16 protein-coding genes are annotated in these 20122 nt (G+C 51.2%); 5 read left to right on the top strand and 11 right to left on the bottom strand.

The window, feature by feature from the left end; all coding sequences use genetic code 11:
• Nucleotides 1-43: 43 nt before the first annotated feature.
• Nucleotides 44-2872 carry a hybrid sensor histidine kinase/response regulator gene (locus tag JOD20_RS10180; protein WP_204755166.1) on the bottom strand — a complete coding sequence of 943 codons (2829 nt, stop codon included), beginning with the start codon at nt 2870-2872 and terminating at the stop codon, nt 44-46.
• A 367-nt stretch (nt 2873-3239) separates the two neighbouring features.
• Here JOD20_RS10180 and JOD20_RS10175 point away from each other — a divergent pair, with 367 nt between their 5' ends.
• Nucleotides 3240-6629: a glycoside hydrolase family 6 protein gene (locus JOD20_RS10175; protein WP_204755165.1), complete on the top strand. Its 3390-nt coding sequence runs from the start codon at nt 3240-3242 to the stop codon at nt 6627-6629.
• Between the two features lie 89 nt (nt 6630-6718).
• Here JOD20_RS10175 and JOD20_RS10170 read toward each other — a convergent pair whose 3' ends face one another.
• On the bottom strand, nt 6719-7360 hold the full coding sequence (locus JOD20_RS10170; RefSeq protein WP_204755164.1) for a protein-methionine-sulfoxide reductase heme-binding subunit MsrQ: 642 nt from the start codon (nt 7358-7360) through the stop codon (nt 6719-6721).
• Between the two features lie 12 nt (nt 7361-7372).
• Nucleotides 7373-8275, bottom strand: a complete 903-nt coding sequence (msrP, locus tag JOD20_RS10165; RefSeq protein ID WP_204755163.1) for a protein-methionine-sulfoxide reductase catalytic subunit MsrP — start codon at nt 8273-8275, stop codon at nt 7373-7375.
• 142 nt (nt 8276-8417) lie between these two features.
• Here msrP and JOD20_RS10160 point away from each other — a divergent pair, with 142 nt between their 5' ends.
• A complete protein-coding gene (locus tag JOD20_RS10160; RefSeq protein WP_204755162.1) occupies nt 8418-8681 on the top strand; it encodes a hypothetical protein in 264 nt (87 codons plus the stop codon).
• A 103-nt stretch (nt 8682-8784) separates the two neighbouring features.
• On the opposite strand, the gene JOD20_RS10155 is transcribed toward JOD20_RS10160, so the two are convergent.
• Nucleotides 8785-9570, bottom strand: a complete 786-nt coding sequence (locus JOD20_RS10155) for a class I SAM-dependent methyltransferase (protein ID WP_204755161.1) — start codon at nt 9568-9570, stop codon at nt 8785-8787.
• 325 nt (nt 9571-9895) lie between these two features.
• A complete protein-coding gene (locus JOD20_RS10150) occupies nt 9896-11350 on the bottom strand; it encodes an MDR family MFS transporter (RefSeq protein ID WP_204755160.1) in 1455 nt (484 codons plus the stop codon).
• Nucleotides 11351-11501: 151 nt separating this feature from the next.
• Between JOD20_RS10150 and JOD20_RS10145 the strand changes: the two genes are divergently transcribed.
• Nucleotides 11502-11888, top strand: coding sequence for a nuclear transport factor 2 family protein (locus JOD20_RS10145; protein WP_204755159.1), 387 nt, complete (start codon nt 11502-11504; stop codon nt 11886-11888).
• Between the two features lie 69 nt (nt 11889-11957).
• Here the strand turns inward: JOD20_RS10145 and JOD20_RS10140 are convergent, their stop codons facing one another.
• Nucleotides 11958-12440, bottom strand: coding sequence for a GNAT family N-acetyltransferase (locus JOD20_RS10140; RefSeq protein ID WP_204755158.1), 483 nt, complete (start codon nt 12438-12440; stop codon nt 11958-11960).
• Between the two features lie 111 nt (nt 12441-12551).
• On the opposite strand from JOD20_RS10140, the gene JOD20_RS10135 reads away from it, so the two are divergent.
• The gene (locus JOD20_RS10135) at nt 12552-12794 is read left to right on the top strand and encodes a hypothetical protein (protein ID WP_204755157.1); all 243 of its coding nucleotides are present in this window, start codon (nt 12552-12554) and stop codon (nt 12792-12794) included.
• A gap of 56 nt (nt 12795-12850) precedes the next feature.
• Here JOD20_RS10135 and rph read toward each other — a convergent pair whose 3' ends face one another.
• Nucleotides 12851-15469, bottom strand: coding sequence for a rifamycin-inactivating phosphotransferase (gene rph, locus JOD20_RS10130; RefSeq protein WP_204755156.1), 2619 nt, complete (start codon nt 15467-15469; stop codon nt 12851-12853).
• Between the two features lie 235 nt (nt 15470-15704).
• Between rph and JOD20_RS10125 the strand changes: the two genes are divergently transcribed.
• The gene (locus JOD20_RS10125; RefSeq protein WP_204755155.1) at nt 15705-16214 is read left to right on the top strand and encodes a DNA-deoxyinosine glycosylase; all 510 of its coding nucleotides are present in this window, start codon (nt 15705-15707) and stop codon (nt 16212-16214) included.
• 101 nt (nt 16215-16315) lie between these two features.
• Here the strand turns inward: JOD20_RS10125 and JOD20_RS10120 are convergent, their stop codons facing one another.
• The 4 genes from JOD20_RS10120 to JOD20_RS10105 all read right to left on the bottom strand — a co-directional run bounded on the left by JOD20_RS10120 (nt 16316) and on the right by JOD20_RS10105 (nt 20020).
• Nucleotides 16316-17335 (bottom strand): lamin tail domain-containing protein, encoded by a 1020-nt coding sequence (locus JOD20_RS10120; protein ID WP_204755154.1) that lies wholly within the window; start codon nt 17333-17335, stop codon nt 16316-16318.
• A 110-nt stretch (nt 17336-17445) separates the two neighbouring features.
• Nucleotides 17446-18153 (bottom strand): RraA family protein, encoded by a 708-nt coding sequence (locus JOD20_RS10115; protein ID WP_204755153.1) that lies wholly within the window; start codon nt 18151-18153, stop codon nt 17446-17448.
• A gap of 181 nt (nt 18154-18334) precedes the next feature.
• Entirely contained in the window at nt 18335-18613 is a 279-nt protein-coding gene (locus tag JOD20_RS10110; protein WP_204755152.1) for a hypothetical protein, read from the bottom strand.
• Nucleotides 18614-19186: 573 nt separating this feature from the next.
• Nucleotides 19187-20020 (bottom strand): TylF/MycF family methyltransferase, encoded by an 834-nt coding sequence (locus JOD20_RS10105; protein WP_204755151.1) that lies wholly within the window; start codon nt 20018-20020, stop codon nt 19187-19189.
• Nucleotides 20021-20122: the final 102 nt, after the last annotated feature.

Below are 20122 nucleotides of genomic sequence, written 5' to 3'. Positions count from 1 at the left end.
TGTTGGCAGCCACTGGTGAGCTTGCTTCTAGGCAGCGGGCTTGCTAGTGGCTTTGTTGCAACAGGTCGTGAATTTTATTGGCCAAATCGGTAATTTCAAATGGCTTGCTGAGCAACTCCATATGCGGTTCAAGCTCGCCGCTGCGCACTGCCGCTCGATCGGTATAGCCGCTGACCAACAAAATTGGTAAGTTTGGGGAGCGTTGGCGAATCTGGAGTGATAAATCGTAGCCATCGGTTTTGGGCAGGCCAATATCAGTAATCACCAAATCGATCGGGATATTTTGGGCAAAAATGGCTAAGGCACTGGTTGCGTCATACGATTCTAAGGTGTAGTAGCCCAACTCGCCCAACACATCAATTAAGACCATGCGCACTGCCTCATCATCCTCAACGACCAAAATTGTTGCGCCTTCAATGCTGCGCGATTGGGCCGATTCGGCAGCAAAATTGGGGTCGATCCCGCTTTCATCACGTGGTAAATAGAGCTTAATATTCGTGCCTTGTTCAAGTTGACTGTCAATTTGAATATGGCCGCCAATTTGTTTAATAAAGCCATAAATCATCGATAAGCCCAAACCTGTGCCTTGGCCAAGTGGTTTGGTGGTAAAAAACGGATCAAAGGCGCGTTCGACAATCTCTGTACTCATGCCAGTGCCAGTGTCGGCAACTTCGATCAACACATAGTCTGCGGGATCAAGTTGTTGTTGGCTGGCTTGTTGCGTGTTGATGTTGCTGGTTGCAATCCGCAGCGTTCCGCCATACGGCATTGCATCGCGGGCATTGATCGCTAGGTTGAGTAAGGCGTTTTCAAGTTGATTGGCATCAGTCTGTACGCGCCAAACATCGTTGCCAAGCGTGGTTTCGACCTGAATCTGCTCGCCAAGGCTGCGTTGCAGCAAATCGTCAAGCGATTGAATCAGGTTATTGACATTGATTGGTTGCACATCAAGCGCTTGTTGGCGCGAGAAGGCGAGCAGGCGTTGAGTCAAAGCTGCTGCGCGCTTGGCCGATTTAACCGCGCTGGTAATGTAGCGTTCAATGGTATCAAAACGGCCAGCATTAATTCGGCGTTGCAGCAAATCTAGCCCGCCAAGAATGCTGGTCAAAATATTATTGAAATCGTGGGCGATGCCGCCAGTGAGTTGGCCAATGGCCTCCATTTTTTGCGATTGACGGAGCTGGGTTTGCATAACTTCAATTTCAGCTTGGCGCTGTTTTTCGCTAGTAATATCGCGGGCAACACAATAGAGATATTTATTGTCGAGCACTGCCGTCCACGAAAGCCAATGATACTTGCCATCGCGGTCGCGGAAGCGATTTTCAAATGAGCTGGTGGGAATTCCCCGCGCCAATTTGGCGATTTCTTGCTGGGTGCGCTCATGATCATCTGGGTGTTCAAGCCAAGTGCTGGTGCGGCCAAGAATATCGGCATCATCCCAACCGAGCGTGCGTTGCCAAGCAGGATTGATTGAAAGCCAATTGCCATCTGGATCGGCAATGCCCAATAAATCTTGGCTGACCAACCAAATGCGGTCGCGTTCGCGGGTGCGTTGGGCTACCAAGCCCTCGAGGTCGTTATTGAGCGCTTGAAGTTGCTTTTCGGTGCGTTTTTCGCGGTCAATATCAATAATGGTGATTAAGCCACCAGTGATCGTGTTATCAAGATCGCGGACTGGGCCGCCGATAACCTTAATCCAAGCCCGCGAGCCATCGCCACGTTGATAGTGAAAATCGCGCTCGGAAACTTGGCCGGTTTGCACAGCAATTGCCAGCGGATATTCGTGGATTGGCACAAGTTGATTATGTTCGTCGTAGGCAATCCATTCGCCATAGGCATCGGTTGCAGGCGACGGCAAAACAGGATGCAACAAAATGCGCTCGACATGAGCATTGCCATCGGTAATCCGTCCGGTCGGAGTTTCGGCAAAGACCAAACCAACTGGCAAGGTATCGAAAATTGCGCGTAACCGTGCTTCGCTATGAGCCAAGGCATCTTCACGGCGCTTACGTTCGGTAATATCGATTAGCACGCCAGGAAAGCGCTGTGGTTGCTCGTTTTCAAAAATGCAAAAACCACTTGCTTCGACCCAACGATAGCCGCCATCGCGGTGGCGCACCCGATATTCGGCCTGATACGATTGGCCGTTATGAATCGCTGATTCGATCAAGTGCGCAATGCTTGGGCGATCATCAGGATGAATTGACTCAAACATGGTGCTGACGCTCACGCCTTGGCTTGCAAGCACGGGATCAAGCGAAAAATACTCGGCAAAACGGGGATCGACGATACAGCGATCGTCCACAATATCCCAATCCCATGTGCCGATAAGTAAACCAGCGTCTAAGGCTAATTGATAGCGTTCTTCGGCGCGATAGCGTTGTTGCTCAGCCAGCACTTGTGAGGTTATTTCGACGACTAAGGCCATCACCCCAAGAATTTCGCCCTGTTGATCCACGATTGGGCTATAACTTAAGTCGAACCATGCTTGTTCAGTGCGTCCATTCCGTTGGAGCATCAAAGCGTGCTTTTCATAGGTCAGGCTTTGGCCTGCAAACACCTGATCGAGGATCGCTTGATTGAAATCGGCAATTTCAGGCCACGCTTCAAGAATTGGACGGCCAAAAAGCGCAGGGTGGCGCGAACCAGCAATAGTTGAATAGCCAGCATTGTAGATCAGCACGCCTTGCCTGCCCCATAAAGTGGCGATAGCAACCGGAACCGCCAGCATCATATCCACGATGCTGCGCATGGCAATTGGCCATGTTTCGATTGCCCCAAGCGGCGTTGCACGCCAATCAAAGCTCTGAAGTAAGTTGGTGAGCGTAGCTTGATCGACGCGGGGCGCGGCGGTTCGTAACGAATTCGGCATGGCAATCTGATCCTTTATGTCCTGAAAATGCGTGTAGTTATTGTACCAAAAACGTTGCCACCAAACCGACTTTTGCCTAACCAATTTTTACTTAAGAATTTCTAAAGTTTTGCTATTGACAAAATTGATTAAAAGATTTAACATTCGTCCAACAGCTTTGGGATCGCTCTCAAAAAACGCTCTCGCCTCCCATTCCAAAGCCTGTTTTCACCCACATAAGCTATAAAAATGAGACCGGTTCCAAAGGAGGTTAGCCACTTTTTTTACCCAGTTTCCACGTTGAATGACAATGAATTGTTTGTGTACATAAAACCATGCGCGTTTTAATCGATGAAGAGTACACATACTACGCAAGGAGGCGAATTCGATGGCTCGGATCTTTAATTCCCGTGGATTAATTCTTGTTCTTTTAACCGCCGTGGTTAGCAGTGGCTTAGGCCAACTCAATGCTAAACCAACCGCCGCAGCCACCAGCTGCGAAGTCGTCTATAACATTGCTAACGATTGGGGTAGCGGTTTTATTGGCGATGTAACCCTCAAAAACACCGGTTCAGCGGTCTCAAGCTGGACAGTCGGCTGGTCATTCGCAGGCAACCAGAACATCTCAAATCTTTGGGGTGGGGTTTTGGCCCAAACTGGCGCGAATGTCAACGTCAGCAACGCTGGCTGGAATGGCAATATTGGCACTGGTGGCACGGTAAACTTCGGTTTCCAAGCAACCTATAGTGGTGCCAATGCCAAACCAACCGCCTTTACCCTCAATGGCGTGACCTGTGGCGGTGTCGTTGTTCCAACGACTGTTCCTACCAACACCACAGTCCCCACAACTGCACCAACCAATACACCGGTTCCAAGCGCAACTACGCGTCCAACCAACACGACTGTTCCAACGAATGTTGCAACCAATACACCGGTTCCAAGCGCGACTACGCGCCCAACCAACGTTCCGACGAACACTCCAGTTGCCAGCGCAACCACACGCCCAACCAACACAACTGTGCCAACCAACGTTCCAACCAATACGCCAGCTCCAACCACTGAGCCTGGAATTCACGTTGCGAACCCATTTGTTGGCGCACAAGGCTACATCAATAGCGAATATGCTGCTCGGGTGAACGCTGAAGCAAACGCCACTGGTGGCACGCTTGGTTCACAAATGCGCAAAGTTGCTGAGTATCCAACTGCGGTTTGGCTGGATCGGATTGCCGCTATCGCTGGCAGCAGCGATGCCATGGGCTTGCGCGGTCACTTAGACGCTGCCCTCGTGCAACAACAAACTAGCGGCCAACAAGTTGCGATCTCGATTGTTGTGTATGACTTGCCCAACCGCGACTGTGCCGCTTTGGCTTCAAACGGCGAGTTGAAAATTTCGGAAAATGGCTTGGCCCGCTACAAAGCCGAGTACATCGACCCGATTGCTACGATTCTGAGCGATAGCAAATATGCTTCGTTGCGGATTGTGGTGGTGTTGGAACCGGATTCACTCTCGAACTTGGTGACCAACGCCAACATTCCGGCTTGTGCCGAAGCAATTTCGAGCGGTGCCTATGTCCAAGGTGTCCAATACGCCATCAACAAACTGAATGTGACCAGCAACGTCTACATCTACATGGACATTGCGCACTCCGGTTGGTTGGGCTGGGACAGCAACTTCACGCCAGCGATTCAGCTGTACACCCAAACGGTGCGCGGCACGACCAAAGGCTTGAGCGGGATCGATGGCTTCATCTCGAATACAGCCAACTACACGCCATTGAACGAAGTGTTCTTGCCAAACTCGGGCTTGACCTTGGGTGGTGGCAACCCCATTCGCTCGTCGTTGTTCTACGAATGGAACCCGTACTTCGACGAAGTGGATTATGTGGTAGCGATGCGCAATGCCTTCATCAGCGCTGGATTCCCAAGTGGGATCGGGATGTTGATTGATACCAGCCGCAACGGTTGGGGTGGCACGGCTCGGCCAACGTCGGTAAGCAGCTCGAACTCATTGGAAATCTATGTCAACGATTCGAAGCTGGATCGTCGTCCACACCGCGGTGGCTGGTGTAACCAAGCCGGAGCCGGGATTGGCGAACGCCCAACGGCAGCACCATTGACGGGGATTGATGCCTATGTATGGGTCAAGCCTCCAGGCGAATCCGACGGCGTGGCCACGGCAGGGGTGATTGACCCAACCGACCCAGCCAAGCAGTTTGACGCAATGTGTGACCCGAACGCGCAAAACCGCTACAACCCAGCGTACCCAACCAATGCGTTGGCAGGTGCACCACACGCAGGCCGCTGGTTCTCATCACAATTCGCGATGTTGGTTCGCAACGCGTATCCACCAATTTCGCAATCGACCAACCCAACCACGACTCCAGTTGCAACGACGGTTCCTGCAACCAGCACGCCAGTTGGCACGCCTGCTCCAACGAGCACGCCAGCCCCAACGAGCACGCCTGCACCAACCAGCGTTCCTGGTGTCCACGTTGCGAACCCATTTGTTGGCGCACAAGGCTACATCAATAGCGAATACGCTGCTCGGGTGAACGCTGAAGCAAACGCCACTGGTGGCACGCTTGGTTCACAAATGCGCAAAGTTGCTGAGTATCCAACTGCGGTTTGGTTGGATCGGATTGCCGCTATCGCTGGCAGCAGCGATGCCATGGGCTTGCGCGGTCACTTGGATGCTGCCCTCGTGCAACAACAAACCAGCGGCCAACAAGTTGCGATCTCGATTGTTGTGTACGACTTGCCCAACCGCGACTGTGCCGCTTTGGCTTCAAACGGCGAGTTGAAAATTTCGCAAAATGGCTTGGCCCGCTACAAAGCTGAGTACATCGACCCGATTGCTACGATTCTGAGCGATAGCAAATATGCTTCGTTGCGGATTGTGGTGGTGTTGGAACCGGATTCACTCTCGAACTTGGTGACCAACGCCAACATTCCGGCTTGTGCCGAAGCAATTTCGAGCGGTGCCTATGTCCAAGGTGTCCAATACGCCATCAACAAACTGAATGTGACCAGCAACGTCTACATCTACATGGACATTGCGCACTCCGGTTGGTTGGGCTGGGACAGCAACTTCACGCCAGCGATTCAGCTGTACACCCAAACGGTGCGCGGCACGACCAAAGGCTTGAGCGGGATCGATGGCTTCATCTCGAACACGGCCAACTACACGCCATTGAACGAAGTGTTCTTGCCAAACTCGGGCTTGACCTTGGGTGGTGGCAACCCCATTCGTTCATCATTGTTCTACGAATGGAACCCGTACTTCGACGAAGTGGATTATGTGGTGGCGATGCGCAATGCCTTCATCAGCGCTGGATTCCCAAGTGGGATCGGGATGTTGATTGATACCAGCCGCAACGGTTGGGGTGGCACGGCTCGGCCAACGTCGGTAAGCAGCTCGAACTCATTGGAAATCTATGTCAACGATTCGAAGCTGGATCGTCGTCCACACCGCGGTGGCTGGTGTAACCAAGCCGGAGCCGGGATTGGCGAACGCCCAACGGCAGCACCATTGACGGGGATTGATGCCTATGTATGGGTCAAGCCTCCAGGCGAATCCGACGGCGTGGCCACGGCAGGGGTGATTGACCCAACCGACCCAGCCAAGCAGTTTGACGCAATGTGTGACCCGAACGCGCAAAACCGCTACAACCCAGCGTACCCAACCAATGCGTTGGCAGGTGCACCACACGCAGGCCGCTGGTTCTCATCACAATTCGCGATGTTGGTTCGCAACGCGTATCCTGCAATTGCACCGTAGGCTAGTTCCAACGCTGGACTATCCACGATACGCTCGCGATTAAACAGCCAAGGCGCAACGATTATTACAATCGTTGCGCCTTGGTTTTTTTAGGAAGCTTCACTTGAGCGATCAAGCGGTTTTGGCTGTTTATATTGGCGCTGCTGCCAACGGCGTAATGCTGGCAAGCGTAATAATAAGAGCATGCCAATCGCCGCGCCATACAGGAGTGGTTCACGCACATCAGCCTTAACTAACCAGACATAATGTAAAACAGCTAAGCCTGCAATCAAATAAACCAGCCGATGTAAAAGCCGCCAACGCTTACCAAGCCGCCGCATCCAGCCTTTGGTCGAGGTAATGGCCAATGGAATGAGCAAGAGCCAGGCGATTAAGCCAACGATGATATAGCGTTTTTCGCCAATCGCCTCGCCAATAAATTCCCAATCGAAGCCATAATCCCAGGCTACAAAAATTAACAGGTGCAAGCAAACATAGAAAAAGGCATATAAGCCTAGTGGTCGTCGCAACACCGTTACCTGTTTAAATGGCGTAAAGGTTTTGATTGGTGTGCATACAAGTGATAGCACCAAAATAATTAATGCAGTTTTGCCAGTGCGCAAGGTTGCTGCCTGAATCGGGTTGACGGTTAACTGATTGTTCAGATAATCGAAGATCAATAACCCAAACGGCACCAGACACCCGACATGCACCAAATAGCGTAGCCAATGACGTTTGAGTTGATTGAGCATGCGGCCTACCTTTTAATAGTTAGCTTTCAAATCCATATCTTTGTACAACGAAGCGACTTCATCGGCGTAGCCATTGAAGGGCAAGGTGCGGCGGCGGCCTGCCTCGCCAATGCGGCGCTCGCTTGATTGCGACCAACGTGGGTGGGGCACATCGGGATTAACATTGGCATAGAAGCCATATTCATCTGGCGCTGCGTTCATCCATAAACTGCTTGGTTGGTCGGCCACAAGCTCAATTTTGACGATCGATTTGATGCTTTTGAAGCCATATTTCCATGGCACGGCGAGGCGTAACGGCGCACCATTTTGGGGCAAAATAGGCTTGCCATAGACTCCAGTTGCCATCAAGGTCAAATCGTGCATGGCTTCATCGAGCCGCAAGCCCTCGACGTAGGGCCAAGTGTAGTAGCTGCTATTTTGGCCGGGCATTTCTTCGGGGCGCATCACGGTTTCAAAACGCACATATTTGGCAGCGCTGGTTGGCTCGACCTGTTTCAACAAGCCAGCAAGGCTAAATCCCGTCCACGGAATGACCATCGACCAGCCTTCAACACAGCGCAAGCGATACACCCGTTCTTCTTGAGTAAACTGCTTGAGCAAATCTTCAATTGCAAAGGTTTGAGGTTTGTTGACCAAGCCGCCAACTTCAACCGTCCACGGCGTGGTAGTGAAGTTTTTAGATTTTGCGGCAACTGCTTCTTTATTGGTGCTAAATTCATAGAAATTGTTGTAGTTGATGATCGATTCGTAGGGTGTTTGCACATCAACGCCAGCTGGCAAATTGCTGCTATCGTCGCTACCACATGCGGCTAACAGCGCGGCACTGCCAACCAAGGCCGCTGCACCCTTGATAAATTGGCGGCGCGAATGGAACAAGGCTTCGGGCGTTATCTCCGATGAGGGAATCTTTTTCATGCTCAGCATCCTTTTAACTAACAACCACTAACCCAACCTACGTTTGGCTAGCCCAAATAGATCCACGTTGCTGTTAATAGTATAGGGCTGAGATATTAATAGAGTATTACACCACGCTTACAGCTTGCGATCAATTGCCACGATGCTGAGCATTTTGCTGCTATGTGGAACAGAAGCACTGAATAAGGAATTTCTGGCAAGCAAAATTGGGATTTTTACAAGTACGGATGACTATCTTGTTGCTGCGGTTGAACACAAGATCATAACTCCTGATGAGCGTGATGCGATTCGAAGGCAATGGCAAACAGTGAGTGATACCAAAGATGTCGTTATCATGGGTGTCGATGGCCCATTGCAAGAGCCGACATATATCGATGTTCCTAACCTACCAATTCCTGATTGTTGATGATAGACTTGGCGGCAAATAATGGCTCATTAATCAAAACCAAAGCATTAAATAAAAATGCCATGATGATAGTTACGCTGACTATCACCATGGCGTTTGCTTATTACACCACAATGCCTTTGATCGCATTGACATGGGCTTGAAGCGTGATCTGGCCATTGGTATTGAGTGGCAAATTCGCCCGAATCTGGGCTTGGAAGGCTTGCTGCTTGCTGGCACTCATAGCATTCAGTTGCGGGCCAACGCTGGGTGCGCCAAGCGCAGTTTGCCAATAATCAGCAAAATCAACAAAGCTACGGGTTACGCTGATAACTTCAGTTTGAATAGTGCTGAGACCTGCTTGCAGCCAAAGCTCGTGCAAAACCTCCATGCGTGAGGCTTCGGCACTCGGCGGGCGCGGCACGCTGATGCCTGCATTAACCAACGCTGCTTGCAACGAAGCATAAGGGAAGCCGCCGCCAAACATATCCCAGGTGTAGGCTGCAACGGTTCCGCTTGGGGCAACCACGCGCGCCATTTCGGCTACGCCTTTGGCTGGCTCTGGCACAAAGAAAATCACCAAGGGCATCACCGCGATATTGACGCTGTTACTATCTAAAGGCAGGTTTTGGGCATCGCCTTCCTCCAGTTTGACTGGATAATCCGCCAAGCGCTGGCGGGCATAGCCAATTTGGGCGGGCGCTGGATCGATTCCAGTGACGGCGCTTGGTTGGCATTGTTTGAAGATCATTTCGGTAAATGCACCATTGCCACAGCCAACATCAAGCCAGTTTAAGCCTTGTTGTGGAGCCAGCCACGTTAAGAATTTGGCTGCTACCAGTTGGCTCCATACACCCATGTAGCGCTCATAGCTTGCGCCATCGTCGAAGCGAATTTGATCGTTTGACATAAAATCCTCAAGCTACACACTAAATCTACGCTGCCACTATAGAAGCATTGCAGGGATTTTTCAAGGGATTGGGGATCGGGGTTAGGGTGCAGAGCTAGCTTAAGCGAGTGTTTTTGATTATCTCGCTGTTTGTTGGGGATGAGGGGCTGCTTACAAGGGTAGGTTTTGAGCGATTGGTCGGCTGTAGAACGTTCCCTCACTCCCAGCCCCTCGCCCACTGCACGCGGGCGAAGGGATGAGCGATTGTTCACCAAGGAATTGGGAGAGAACCACGCTGTTAAAGCCCCCTCGCCCACGCCACGGGCGAAGGGATCTTAAAAAAACTCTAGTGAATAAATGTTGCTTCGCCGCTTGTTTCTCCTGTACGGCGAAGAAAGAGCGCCAAGAGCAATCCAACCACGGCCAAGCCTGCCGCGACCGCAAATGCCTGTTGGATGCCTGTGTTCAACGCTGCTATAGGATCAGCTGAGATCGTTTGTAAATGGCGAGCCTGCCCAGCACTCATAATCGTGATTAACAAGGCTGTGCCAATTGCTCCGGCAACTTGTTGCAGCGTGTTAGAGATTGCAGTGCCATGCGAGTGCAAGGCTTGGGGCAATTGATTAAGCCCAGTCGTCAGCACTGGTGTGAACAAGCAGGCAAGCCCCAAGCTGAAGATAACATGCAAACTCAAGAGCCAAATGACCGATGTGTTTGGATTGAGCGATGTCCATTGCCAAAGTGCGAGCACAACCAGCAGCATGCCGCCGATAACCAGCACGCGTGGCCCAGAACGATCGAAAATCCGCCCGACGAATAGCCCGCTAAAGCCCATCAAGGCCCCACCAGGCAGCAAAAATAGCCCAGTTTGCAGCGTATTGAAATGGCGAATTTCTTGGAAATAGAAGGGCAACAAAATCGCCGAGGCAAAGAGCGTCACCATCACAACCATCATCATCACAACGCTCAGGGTAAACATTGGAAAGCGAAAGACCCGCAGATCAAGCAATGGGCTAGCCAAGCGAGTTTGTCGCCAAGCAAAGAGCGCAATGCCAAGCACGCCAATTCCAATCAAGCCCAATACCAGCGGATCGCTGATGCTGCTACCTGGTTCGCCTGCGCGGCTAAAGCCATAAACCAGCCCGCCAAAGCCTATTGCGGCAATCACGATTGAGGCAATATCAAGGCTAGCTGGCTGAAGCTTGCCAACATTAACCAAGCGCAAATAGCCATAGGCCAGCACGCCAAGCGCAATCGGAACGACGAAAATAAACATAAAACGCCATGACAGGGCTTGCATAATCAGGCCCGAGATGGCTGGGCCGATTGCTGGCGCGACCGAAATTACCATGCTGGCGGTGCTCATCATGGCTCCCCGCCGCTCCATTGGCACAAGCACCAAAATCACGGTCATCAGCAAGGGCAACATAAGCGCTGTGCCCGAGGCCTGAAAAATCCGCCCAACTAAAAGCACTTCAAAGCCTTGGGCGGCAGCGGCGGTTATCGTGCCAACGCTAAACAAACTCATCGCCGTCAGAAAGAGTGTTCTCGTGCTAAAGCGCTGAATCAAAAAGCCCGTGGTGGGAATCAACACCGCCATGACCAAAAGATAGGCCGTGGTCAGCCATTGCACGGTACTGGCCTCAACTTGGAATTCGGTTTGTAAGCGTGGTAGGGCCACACCCATAATAGTTTCATTGAGAATCACCACAAAGGTAGCGATTAATAAGGTCAAAATAATGCCTTTTTCGCTGGTAGCGTTGCTTGAGGCATGTGAGTTTGGGGTAGTCTCTACGCGCATAACATTCCTTTAAGTATTCGACATCAACCAAGAAGCTGGTTGGTACAATTGTTAGCTAGCTAGCTAGCGAGGCCCTTCGCGTTTCAATTGACATGCTTGCTACAATCAGCCTGATCAGCGCTGATCAGCGAGCCATAACTGGAGTGATAGCATGAATGATCAAGTAGAACAAAACAAACAAAACGTCCAAGCATTTTACGATTTAATGTTTAACCAGTGTCAGCCAGCAGAAGCGATCGCGCGCTATGTTGGCGACCAGTATATTCAACATAATCCGGCGGTAGCCGATGGCAAAGCAGCGTTTATTGCCTATTTTGAGCGGATGGCAGCAGAGTATCCTGGCAAACATGTTACCTTCAAACGAGTGATTGCCGAAGGATCGTATGTGGTATTGCATTGCTACCAAACATGGCCCGGCGATCACGATTGGGCCGGCATCGATATTTTTCGCCTCGATGAGGCTGGCAAGATTGTTGAACATTGGGATGTGCTCCAGCCGATTCCTGCTGATTCGGCCAACGACAACACGATGTTCTAGGGTTTAGCGCCAGCGTTGCAGTGCGCCATGAAAACAATGATGCATGGTTAACTCCTGTTACAGAACAGCTTACAAGGCTTGAAAGTAGCGGGCAATTGGCATGAGCTGAAAACCTTGTTTGGCGTAGGTTTGGCGCGCAGGCTCATGGCCAGGGTCGCCACCAGTTTCAACCATTGCTACCCGCATGCCAGCGTTGCGAAAGTGTTCGAGCGCAAACTTAGTTAGCGCTGCGCCAACTCCCCGTTGCTGGTAGCTTGGCTCAACTGCGAGCATCACAATTTCGCCCATGCTACTTGCTTGATGCAGGGTTGTGGCTACAAAGCCAGCAAGCTGTTGATCAAGCAAGGCTACCCAAACTTGGTTGCTTTCGGCGGCGCAGACATCGGCAACCGCTTTGCGCTGGTCGTTCATCCAATCGGGATAAAAATGGCCGAATACCGCTGCATCCATTGCTGCTGCCATCGAAGCAAACACTGGTGCCCAAGCCCGAATCGAAAGCTCGCCAACCGCCGTGCGATCCTCAGCAGTATAGCGCCGAATCGTGACTTCCATAGAACCTCCATAAAGAGAGCCGTAGACCACATGCTACGGCTCTGTTGATCCTACCATGGCTGGTCGCTGCAACCCTCCATCGCGAGACCGAACATTACGAAAGGATATTCTATGAAGACGAATGAGATTGAAATTATCGTCTGTTTGGCAGATGATGATCGTGAAAGTGAAATACCTGGATGGATTGCGGAAATCTGGCATAAAGGCGAGACGGTAGCTGAAGTGTATGATTCTCCTCAAGGTTTGCAGATTATCCTCTATCCGCGCCGCAATGGTGATCCATGGCGCTGGACATATGCCGATTTGATGTTGATGTTGGAGAAGGCCAAAAGCGTCTTCAAAAACTATCAATAGCCTGTGATTATCGGGAATACTGTGTGCGAACGTCTTCTTGCAGCAGCAACATGCAGCTAGAGTATTTCGATCGTGCCTGTGCTGCCATTGAGCCGAATTCGTTGGCCATCGTGGATGCGTTTGGTTGCATCAGCAACGCCAACGACTGCTGGCAAGCCATATTCGCGGGCAATCACCGCACCATGAGTCATCAGCCCGCCAACTTCGGTTACAAGGCCGTGAATTGCCACAAATAATGGAGTCCAGCTTGGGTCGGTAAAGCGAGTAACCAAAATATCGCCTGCTTCAAGCGCTGCTGCTTCCATTTGCAATATAACCCGTGCTCGACCTTCGATGATGCCCGCCGAAACTGGCAAGCCCACCAGCGCCCCAGTTGGCACGTCGCTGCGTTGATAGCTGCCATTCAGCAGCTCGCCATCAGAGGTCAGCACGCGCGGCGGTGTGAGTTTTTGAAACTGCGCATGCTCAGCTTTACGCTGCTCAATCAGCTGATCATCAAGCTGTTGGGTACGCAGAACTTCGTGCAATTCAGCAAAGGTGAGATAGGCTATATCGCTTTGGTCGCGCAAGATATTGGCTTGTACCAAAACCTCGGCGGCCTGCAACAATGCCTGTTTATAGACAAAATAACGGCTAACAATGTGATATTTGGGATACTCACGATAGCCAATGAAGTTGCGAATCAGATCAATGACGCGTTTGGTGGCAGCGGCTTTAGCTGCTCCCTCAGGTAATTGCTGCAAGCGCTCCAAGAGTTCATGCTCTTTGGTTAAGGCTACTTGGCGGCCATGGGCAAATTTTTGCTGGCTGAATCCAGGGGCAAAGCTTTTAATATTATGCAGAATTAATGGCAGCAAGGTTGCTGGATTTTCGCTCCAACGTGTGCGCGTAATATCAATTTCGCCAGCGCAGCGCATCCCATATTTGGCCAGATAGGCCTCGATTGCCTGTCGCGCTAGGTTGCCACCTGCAAATTGCTCCAACGTAGCCAAAAAATTCGGCTCGTTGGTTTGAGCTAAATAATCAATGACCGCTGGATAGGGGCGAATTGCATCGGCCACATCCAACAGCGCTAAGCCCATTGCTGAAGTGATATTGTGATCGACCGATTGCGAAATGCTATCAGCAGCGTTTTTTTCGCCCAACCACTCATCCATGCGCTCGTTGAGCCAGTTCGAAGCATTGATCGCGTTCATAATCACCCCAAAGCTTTGGGGGTTGGCAAGGCTTTGCTTGAGCTGTTGGATGTCGTGCAAAATGGAGTCGCAGAGTTCAGCGCCAGATTTTGGCGCAATCGTTTGTTTTAAAGTGGCCAGATCGCGTTCGCTTTGGGCGATCAACGCAGGAACAATCGTTGGATCATTTTCAATCGTTGGCTGAAATTCGAGCGAATCGGCGCTTGCAGGCTTGAATTTATCCAGCGTTGAGGCTGCTGGCTGCGCCGGAGTTGCTGGAATAATATCGCCACGCTCGATCAACGTGGTCAAGGCAGAGCGAATCAGGGGATCGGATTTGCCCAAAACATCGAGCATAATTGCACGGCGGGCTGGCACAGCCAGATCATCAATTATATCGACAAATAAGCGTCCGCCAGCATGGACCATTGGGCGGCCAGCAGTTAATTGCCAAATCGACAAGCCTAAGGGTTTCATCGCATCGGTCATCATTTGTTGGTGGCCAACCGAAATATAGATATGATTTTTGGCATCATTGGCTGCTGGAATTGGGTACAGCGTGGTGATTGGGCGACTTTGAACGATATAAAATTGCCCGTCGGCTAAGCACCATTCAATATCTTGGGGCTGGCCAAAATGCTGTTCGATGGTTCTGCCGATGGCTTCAAGCTGCGATAATTGGGGCTGATTGAGGGCTGGTTGCTGCTGTTGTTCGGGTGGAATTGGTTGTTCTTCAGTTCCGCCAGCCATGGTTGGATACATGGCAAGTTGCTTGGTTGCGATAGTTGCGCTTACAACCTCGCCATTGCGCAGCCGATAACTATCTGGATTGACGTGGCCAGCAACCAAGGCCTCGCCCAAACCAAAACTGGCTTCAATTGCCAAGAGCTTACGATTGGCAGTAATCGGATCGGCAGTAAACATAACGCCTGAAACGTTGGCAAAAACCATGGCCTGCACAATCACTGCCACGCTAACGCTGCGCTGATCAAAGCCCTGTTGCAACCGATAGATCATGGCCCGTTCGCTGAACAGCGAGGCCCAGCATGCTTTGATCTGCTGCATGATTGCTGCTTCGCCAACGATATTCAAATAGCTATCGTGCTGGCCAGCAAACGAGGCGCTTGGCGAATCCTCGGCAGTTGCACTTGAGCGAATCGCATAGGCTTTGGTTGGGCCAAACTGCGCCAGCAGCTGGCTGATTGCTGCATGAATATCGTCGGGCATGGGGCTTGATTCAATCGTTTGGCGCAGTGTTGCGCTTAATGTTGCAATCGTTGCCCGATCATCGAAACGCAACAGGGCTGCTTGATCAAGCAATTCGCTGATCGCTGGAGTTAGTTCAAGCATGCGCTGAAAAGCGGCGGTCGAAAGACAAAAGCCAGTTGGCACATGAATGCTTGGAATCTGGGCGAGTTTAGCCAAATTAGCAGCTTTCCCGCCCACTAGTGTGCTATTGGTTGGGTTAATTTCATGAAATTCAAACACATAGCCATTCATCAATTGCTCCCTTTGTTGGTATTGGATGGCGCTTGGTTAGCCGAATGTTGAAGATTGTAGCTGAGCGGCGAGCGAAAAAGAATCGGCGTTAGGCCGTTTTATGGCCTAGACAGCCATGCTATACTCAAGCTGAGCAAAGCACGAAAACCAAGCGACCATGTTGGTCGCTTCTTTGTTTAATTTCGGGCACAAGGTTTATTTTTTTGTTGACATAATTATTTTAGGGGGGTTGGAAATGGCAAAGTATGCGCTCCCAGCGATTGTGCAGCCAACCAGCCAGAGTTTGATTCTTGGCACGCTGCCAGGCGATCAATCGCTGGCGGCTCAGTTCTACTATATGCATCCACGCAATCAATTTTGGCGGATTATGCAGGCATTATTTGAGGCTGAACCTGGCACGACTAGCGCAGAACGAACTGACTTTTTAGCGCGCCATGGGATTGCGCTTTGGGATGTATTGCATGCTGCTGAGCGTGACGGCAGCCTTGATACGGCAATTACTCAGCCCATCCCCAATGATTTTGCAACGTTTTTAGGCAACTATCCCACGATTCGCACAATTGGCTTGAATGGCATCAAAGCTCAGCAACTGTTTGAGCGGCTGGTCTGGCCAACGCTGAGTGCTGAATTGCAAGCGCGATTAACGCTGCATGCGCTGCCATCGACCAGCCCCGCCAACACCCAAGCCTTTGCCGCGAAACTCCAAGCCTGGGCCGTGATCGTGCAGCATAAGCAGCAAGGTTAGCGGTTGGCAAAATCCCGATGTACAAACAAGACCGAGGCACGCTGAAATTTCAGCGTGCCTCAATGCTATCTGAATCCTGATTGTGGATTTGCGGTCTTGGTTTACTTTTCGCGCACCACCAATGGTAGCCATAGCTTGAATTGAGGAATCGGCAGCGTTGCACTTGCGGTCACGGTTGCGGTTTGGCTTGGGGTAAGCGTGACGGTTGGCGTGTTGGTCGCGGTTGCAGTTACGATTGGCGTAAGCGTGACGGTTGGCGTGTTGGTCGCGGTCGCAGTCGCAGTCGGCGTGATAGTTGGCGTTGCAGTCAGCGTTGGCGTGTTGGTCGCGGTCGCAATCAGGGTCGGTGTGATAGTTGGCGTTGCAGTCAGTGTTGGCGTGTTGGTCGCGGTCACAGTCAGAGTTGGGGTTGTAGTCAGGGTCGGTGTTACAGTCGCGGTTGCAGTCACGATTGGTGTGACAGTTGGTGTGCTCAAAACAGTACAAGCAGCAGTGGTGTTTTGGGGATTGCTGCCTGTAACATAGCTAAAATCAGCCTGATTATTATCAGTATCAATCCCATTGCCAGCGCTGCCACCTGGCTTGCGCTCGTAGCTCTGATTGAGATTATTGCCGGTTGGAGCGAGTGGCGTACCCTCTTTGTAGGCTGCGCCAGTGCTCATTCCTACCATATCGATGATAACGTTATTTGGGTCGAGTAGGGCAACTCCGCCATCATCGGCAACGCCGGTTGTATAGTTAAGGTTACTGCTAGTAGACCCGCTATAGCCCGATGAATTGACCAAAAGGTAGCGACAGCCAGCAAGCAGCACCGTATTGGCAGGAATGGTCGCCCGCGTTGAAACTGTACCACTGCTACTAGAACCATTGAGTTTCCAGCCGCCAATGCTGACTGGCTCAGTGGAAAGATTATAGAGTTCAACAAACTCATCAGCAGCCCCATTTGAGCCACGGGTGCGAAATTCGCTAATAACCAAGGTTGTGCTCAGTCTTGGCTGATTGACCAACGTCGGCTGATTGTTTGTGGCGCGGGCAGTTGTGCGCTGAATGAGCATGGCTCCAAGCATCATGGTACTGATTGTGCCAAGCAGGATCAATCGATAGAACGTCGATTTGCGCATAGAATCCTTCCTTATCGTGGCTAATACTCCTCGCTGGCTGCATCCCGCGTTCTGAAAAGCAGGTTGTATACCATCCTGCCCGCGCACAATTGGGCTAGTAGGCGAAAAGATTATTCTTCAATCGCCCCGCCGATTTGGCGCAAATGCTGGCGAAAGGTTAAGCTGGGGTCACGCTCACGATGGGCGGTATAGGCCTGAAACTGAACTTGTTCTCGTAACGTGCGGCCTGCTTGGATGGCACGGGCTTGCTGGCGTTCACGCTCTGCGATCTGTTGTGCGGTTGCCAAAACCTCAGCTGCACGATCAGCAGCGACAAACAATACGCCATCTGCATCAGCAAACACAAGATCCGCATTGGTGACGCGACAACTGCCGATTTGAGCGTTGCTCAGAGCTTCTGCTTGCCAAGGGTCAAGCCGCTGTGGCCCAGCAGTGCACCGCCCAGCGCTAAACACTGGAAACCCAATGCGCAGCAAATCGTTGGTATCGCGATGCAAGCCCCAAACGACAATCGCTGCCAAACCAGCTGTTTGCGCCTCAAGCACAATCAGATCGCCAATACAGGCCTCATCGGTTCGGCCTGCATTATCAATGACCAAAATATCGCCAGCTTGGGCGGTTTCGAGCACAGCGAGGAAAATATCAACACTGCCATAATGACGAACAGGCAGTGCTCGGCCAACACAATGGCTGTTTGGCAGCAAGGCTTGAATTTGTGTTGGCGCAGCGCGTAGCGGTAAGTTGAGGCGGAGACAGGCATCGGCAATTAACGGGGTCGAAAGCGCCGCAAATTGATTGGTATAAGCAATCTGATCCATTACATCCTCCTGCATCGAGGTCTAATCAACGTTGATGGTTGTATGATACAAGCTGGTACAAGTGACATTATTGGCATGCAGGAAGGACAATTTTGTTTGGCGATTATTGCGGGGCTGCTTGGGCTGGCGCGATGATCGACTCATCGCGCCTAAGAGAAGATTTAATGTTGCTTGCTTAGGCTTAGTTCATAACCAGCGTTGCAATAAAGGCTAGATAGGTGAGACCTGCCAACGTTCCTAGGAAGTTGGCAAGGGTTACAGCGCCAATGCTGCGCAAAAGAATAAAGCCTGCAATTAACAGCCACACCAGCGTATGGCCCCAGCGCAAAATCAAATAGCGAATGCTGGTGGTATCGCCTGGCACTTTATCGCTTGGCCAAACATACACGAAGATTGCTGCAATAATCAGCGCCAACATTGACCAAACGACTGCCGGAATGCCTAAAAAACGTGTACTCACTTGAACTCCTTCACACACACTATGAGAATTAGCGGTTCGATTCCTTAACAATATTTCTCCTCCCTTCCGTCCCTCCGCTGGAGGGAGACGCAGGGGGTTTTCATCCCCCTGCACCCCCTAATATGTATGTTGTGGATTGTTGCTGTTGCTGCTATTTCCCCATTCTTCTCCCTTTGCGCTCTTCGCGTTCTTCGCGGTTTCTCAATCCTGATCCCTCAATAGTATTTCTCTTTCCGTCCCTCCGATTTAAACTTCCCTCACCTCCAGCCCCTCTCCCTTCAAGGGTCGGTTGTTAAGATCCCCTCACCCCAACCCCTCTCCCGCGCACAGGCGAGGGGCTTTTCATTGTGTGGCTCTTGGACAATTTGTTGGGAAACAAGGTCGGCTCACCCTCGCCCGTGTTCAGTGGGAGAGGGGGTTGGGAGGCGAGGGGACATGGTTGCCAACCCGTTCATGTTTCCAAGAGCCAATAGCCCAAAGCCTATAGCCTTCGCGCTCTTCGCGTTCTTCGCGGTTTCCATCGCTCAATCTCCTAGCTCTCATCCTTCATCCTTCATCCTTCATCCTTCACCCCTAGCCCTTTTGCCAAAAGACCGAATCTTCGTCAATGGGCTGCATTGTGACGGTTTCGCCAATTGATTCGAGATAATCATGGACAGCGTTGTAGCACTCTTCGAAGGTGGCATAATCGTCAACAATCACATAGCCGCCTTGAGAAACTTTGGGGTACAACGCCTCTAACGCATCGTAGGTTGAATCGTATAAATCGCCATCTAAGCGTAAGAGGGCCAAATTATCGATTGGCGCTTGATGCAGGGTATGGCAAAACCAACCCTTGAGAAACTTAACCTGATCATCAAGCAAGCCATATTGCTCGAAATGTTGGCGCACTTCGTCGTATGACGTGCCTTTCCACAGCAGGTCGAGAATATCTTGGATGGGCTTGGGCGGCGGGCCATGTTGCTCTTGGGGCAGGCCAGGCGATTCGGTTTCGCCAAGCAGGCCTTCAGCTTCGTTTTTGGGAAAGCCTTGGAATGAATCGGCGACCCAAACTGTGCGATCGCTGCAATTGTAGGCCTTGAGAATGCCGCGCATAAAGATTGTGGCTCCGCCGCGCCAAACGCCAGTTTCAATTAAATCGCCAGGAATTTGCTTTTCGAGAATATCGGTGACCACAGTTTGAATATTGTTCAGTCGATGCATACTCAGCATCGTATGCGCTTGGCTCGGCCATTCATGGCCATTCAGCCGTTTTTCGCGATCAAAGGTGCTGTAGGGGCCGGTGTAGGGCGCATTGATGCTAAATGGCTCGTACACAATATTGCGTAATGGCTGATCTTCATAGACCAAGCCCATAATACAGCGCTTCAGTAGATCAAGATAAAGCTGGGTTGTTTCGTTTGCCATTGATTGATAATCTCCCTTGCAAAAAATTCTTGATTGGATTCGTGATGATTAATACCCCTTATCCTTCGTTTCTTCCCTATACTTAACAATCATTTTCACCAC

This window comes from Herpetosiphon giganteus, from assembly GCF_016907925.1.
Taxonomy (GTDB): Bacteria; Chloroflexota; Chloroflexia; order Chloroflexales; family Herpetosiphonaceae; genus Herpetosiphon; species Herpetosiphon giganteus.
The sequence above is the reverse complement of the archived record's forward strand: the minus strand, read 5'-3'. Positions and strand labels throughout refer to the sequence as shown.